Genomic DNA, 4,494 nt, shown 5'->3' on the forward strand with positions numbered 1-4,494 from the left:
CGCTTGGGGCCCGAGATCGCGGGGACGATGGTGCTCATGTCGAGCTCAAGCGTCGAAGTGTAGATTGGTGCATAGTCCGCGCCGCGCCACATGCCGTTTTCCTTGGCATAGGCTTCGACCAGCGCAATACGCGCCTCGTCGCGGCCGGTCTGGCGCAGATAGCGCAGGGTCTCGCCGTCTACCGGGAAGAAGCCGCAGGTTGCGCCGTATTCCGGTGCCATGTTGGCGATGGTTGCGCGGTCGGCCAGCGGCAGATGATCCAGCCCCTCGCCCCAGAACTCGACGAATTTGCCGACCACGCCGTGTTTGCGCAGCATCTGAACGACCTTGAGCACAAGGTCGGTGGCGGTGGTGCCTTCGACCATCGCGCCGGTCAGCTTGAAGCCGACCACTTCGGGGATCAGCATCGACACGGGCTGGCCCAGCATCGCAGCCTCGGCCTCGATGCCGCCTACGCCCCAGCCCAGCACGGCAAGGCCGTTGACCATGGTGGTGTGGCTATCGGTGCCCACCAGCGTATCGGGGTAGGCCACCTCGACACCGTTCTGGTCTTTGTCGGTCCAGACCGTTTGCGCAAGGTATTCGAGGTTCACTTGGTGGCAGATGCCGGTGCCCGGCGGCACCACGCGGAAATTGTCAAACGCGTTCTGGCCCCACTTCAGGAACACGTAGCGTTCCATGTTGCGTTCGTATTCGCGGTCAACGTTCATCTGAAACGCGCGCGGGTTGCCGAACTCGTCGATCATCACCGAGTGGTCGATGACCAGATCGCACGGCACCAGCGGGTTGATCTTCTTGGCATCGCCGCCAAGCGCCTTGATCCCGTCGCGCATCGCTGCAAGGTCAACCACGGCAGGCACGCCGGTGAAATCCTGCATCAGCACACGTGCCGGGCGGTAAGCGATTTCGCGCGGGTTCTTGCCGCCCTTGGCGCCCCATTCGGCGAAGGCTTTGATGTCGTCAACAGAAACGGTAAAGCCGCCATCTTCAAAGCGGAGCATGTTTTCCAGCACCACCTTTAGCGCTGCGGGCAGGCGCGAAAAATCGCCAAGCCCTGCGGCCTCTGCGGCCGGGATCGAATAATAGGCGATGCTCTTGCCGCCTGCTTTTAGGGTGCGGCGGGTCTTGGCGGTATCTTTTCCGGTGACGACGGTCATGCGCGGGCCTCCCGAGGCTTTTGTGGGGATGGCTGCTTTTGCCGCATCCGCTCGTAGCAATCAAGAGGGGTGCGGTGCATTTGTATACCATTGTGCACAAAAACTCGCCTCAAAGTCACTTTGCGCCTTGGTCGCAAATGGTTGATTGGCAAAGATGCATCTGGGCGCTTAGGAAGTAACACGTATCCAGGAGCAGACGAATGAAGCGAGCAGCAATTGGTGCGGGTATCGGGGTCTGGCTGGCATTAAGCATGGCAAGTGCAGTGCAAGCGCAGTCCGCAGCGCCGCCGCAGGTCGTGGTTGAGCTTTTCACTTCGCAAGGCTGCTCTTCGTGCCCGCCCGCCGACACGCTTTTGCGCGAGATTGCGGCGCAGCCCGGTGTTCTGGCGCTATCGCTGCATGTCGATTATTGGGATTATCTTGGTTGGGAAGATACCCTAGCCCAACCCGCCTTCAGCATGCGCCAAAAGGCCTATGCCTATGCCGCCGAGGCGCGCGCTGTCTTTACGCCGCAGGCAGTGGTTGGCGGTGTCGTCTCGATGAACGGCGCCGATGGTCCGGCATTGCGCGGCCAGATCGCCAACAGCGCGACCTTGCCGCAGCAGGTGCAACTGCATGTGCAGCGCGAAGGGACCGGCTGGCTGCTTGAGGCAACGGCTTCGCCTCCGTTACCTTCGGAAGTGGTGGTGCAATTGGTCCGCTACGTGCCAGAAGTGCAGGTGACAATTCTGCGTGGCGAAAATGCTGGGCATCAGGCCAGCTATGTCAACGTGGCGACCGAATGGCTGACGCTGGCCGAATGGGATGGCGCAAGCCCGCTGCATCTGGAGATCCCGGGCGACGGGATGCGGCTTAGCGCGGTGATTGTGCAGGCGGTGAAGCCGGGTGGGCGCTATGCGGCGCTGCCGGGGAAGATTCTGGCCGCGGCGCGGCTCGATTAGCGCGATTTTTTCAAGCGGCCCCAGCGCCGCGATACCCAGAGCCACTGCTCGGGATGCGCGCGCACCTGAACCTCAAGACTATCGTTCAACGCCTGCGTCATGGCCTCTGGGGTCGTATGCGCAATCGGGGCTTCGATCGTCAGTTCAAAGCTCATCCCGTCCGGCATCCGTCGCCCGTAGAAGGGCAGCAGCACTGCGTCGTATTTTAGCGCCATGTCCGCCGCCGAGGTCGCCGTCAACGCGGTGTGGCCCATGAACTTCAAATGTGCGCCGTGCTGCATGTGCTGATCGATCAGCATTCCGATGATGCCGCCATCGCGCACATGCTTGATCATCTCGGACAAGCCGCGCCGTCCGCGCGGAAACAACGGGCCGCTGATGGCGCCAAGCTTGGCGCTGTAGCGCCGGTTAAACCTTCGGTTCGGAAACGGGCGATAAAGCGCGCCAACCGAATGGCCGCGCGCGCGCAGATAGGCGCGCAAAACGTCGTAATTTCCAAAATGCCCCGAAATCAGAATCACCCCGCGCCCCTCGCGTTGCGCTTTTTCGAGTGCTGCAAACCCCTCGCCGCGCAGCGCAGATTTGGCCGCGCGGCGAATGAAGGCATCGCCAGAATATGTCTCGATCAGGCTTCGGCCAAAATTGTCGGGTACAGCATGGATCAGACGCTGTATTTCGGCCTCGGGCATGTCGGGGTAAATCAGCGCAAGGTTTGCACGAATCCGCCGGTCGACTCTGGTAAGCGGCCCGATCACGCGGGACAGAATCCAGCCGAATGTCGGCACCCGCAGACGATAGGGCAGCGCCATCACAATTGTTTCGAGGAACCGAAACGCCAGATATTGAAGAAAGTCCTTCAACGCTCCCCCATTGTGCGAGTTCCACCCCCTACGGCAGAGCTTTGATCGGCATAGTGCATTGGGTGAACGATCTCAAGCGCGCCACGGCGGCTTGCGGCTACGCGTTCGACGCAACCTTCCAGCGCCGATGCGCCCAAAGCCACTGGCCCATATGCGCGCGCACCTGCCGCTCCAGACTGTCATTGAGCGCCTGCATCATCACCTCGGGTGCCGCATGTTCGATCGGTGCTTCGGTTATGATGTCAAAGCCGAACCCGTCGGGTTTGCGCAACGCATAGATCGGGATCACCAGCGCGTTGTATTTCAAGGCCAGTTCGGCAAGCGAAAGCGTCGTCATTGCGGGCCGACCGAAGAAGTTGAGCGCGGCACCCGGAACCACGTGCTGATCTATCAAGATCGCCAGCGTTCCGCCCTTGCGCAAAAAACGCACCATCGCAGAAAGGCCGGGGCGGCCACGCTCAAAAAGCGGCGTGCCAATACGCGACATCGCGGCGATGTAATGGGGGTTGAACCACGGGTTGTTTGTCGGTCGATAAAGCGCGCCCACCTCAAAGCCGTTGGCGCAGAGTATGCCGCGAAAGGCGTCGTAGTTACCGATATGACCAGAGGCAAGCAGAACCGGCTGGCCTTTGGCTTTGGCGGCGCGCAAAGCCTCCATTCCCGGCCCTGTAGGAAGCTGCCCATCGAGCCGACGTACAAATTGGTGCCCCGAATAGATCTCGACAAAGGTGCGGCCCGCGTTATCGGGCACTTCGCGGACGATTTTTTCAACCTCGTCCTTCGGCAGATCGGGCAGCACCAGCTTCAGATTGCGGCGTATCCGGCGGCTATACCCCGCCAGCGGCGATACAACACGCGCCATCAGCCAGCCTGAAAACGGCACCCGCCAGCGATAGGGCAGGGCCAGCAACATCATCAGCAAACCGCGCGTGAAAAGATTGAGCAACCAGTTGCCAAACGTGCGGTCGCGGTCTGCGGCTTTGGTTTTCATTCAGGTGCCTGCTTCTCGGTCCGCGTGGCTTGCGCCTCGCGGTGCCAGACATAAAGCCCCGCCACCACGATCACAACCGCGCCAAGCACCGTCCAGCGATCAGGCAACTGACCGAAGAAGGCAAAGCCCCAAATGCTCGACATCACCAGCCCGAAATAGCCAAAAGGCGCCAGCGCAGAGGCTTCGGAAATCGCAAAGGCGCGGATCAACAAGCCTTGCGCGGCTGTGCCAAGTAGCCCCATGCCCACAAACAGCCAAAGATCGCCCGCCGCGATTGGTTGCCAGATGAAGGGCAGGGCAAGGCTGGTAAAGGCGGTGCCCACGAACGCGGACCAAAGCATCGACGTGGCCACCGTGTCGCCACGCAACGCCCGCGTCAGCAGCGCCCCGGCCGAATAGCTGAAGGCCGCCGCAAGCGCCAACAGCGCCGCAGGGTGCATCACTCCCGCGCCGGGCCGCAAGATGATCATCGCGCCGGCAAAGGCAACCGCAATGCCCGCCAGCCGCCGTGGCCCCAGCCTCTCGCCCAGAAACAGCGCGGCACC

At 61.7% G+C, this 4,494-nt stretch carries 5 protein-coding genes; 1 reads left to right on the forward strand and 4 read right to left on the reverse strand.

The features are described from left to right. On the reverse strand, positions 1–1,157 hold a 1,157-nt coding region (locus ABY403_RS13785; protein ID WP_372841404.1), incomplete at its 3' end, for an aconitase family protein. Between the two features lie 200 nt (positions 1,158–1,357). On the opposite strand from ABY403_RS13785, the gene ABY403_RS13790 reads away from it, so the two are divergent. Next, positions 1,358–2,098 (forward strand): DUF1223 domain-containing protein, encoded by a 741-nt coding sequence (locus tag ABY403_RS13790; protein WP_372841405.1) that lies wholly within the window; start codon positions 1,358–1,360, stop codon positions 2,096–2,098. Here the strand turns inward: ABY403_RS13790 and ABY403_RS13795 are convergent. The 3 genes from ABY403_RS13795 to ABY403_RS13805 form a co-directional block, all read right to left on the reverse strand. Then, positions 2,095–2,958 (reverse strand): lysophospholipid acyltransferase family protein, encoded by an 864-nt coding sequence (locus ABY403_RS13795; protein WP_372841406.1) that lies wholly within the window; start codon positions 2,956–2,958, stop codon positions 2,095–2,097. The genes ABY403_RS13790 and ABY403_RS13795 overlap by 4 nt on opposite strands. A gap of 97 nt (positions 2,959–3,055) precedes the next feature. Next, positions 3,056–3,949, reverse strand: a complete 894-nt coding sequence (locus tag ABY403_RS13800) for a lysophospholipid acyltransferase family protein (protein WP_372841407.1) — start codon at positions 3,947–3,949, stop codon at positions 3,056–3,058. Then, positions 3,946–4,494 (reverse strand): DMT family transporter (locus ABY403_RS13805; protein WP_372841408.1); only part of this gene is annotated, 549 nt, incomplete at its 5' end. The genes ABY403_RS13805 and ABY403_RS13800, both read right to left, overlap by 4 nt.

It is taken from the genome of Phaeovulum sp. (assembly GCF_041596715.1).
Lineage (GTDB): Bacteria > Pseudomonadota > Alphaproteobacteria > Rhodobacterales > Rhodobacteraceae > UBA6213.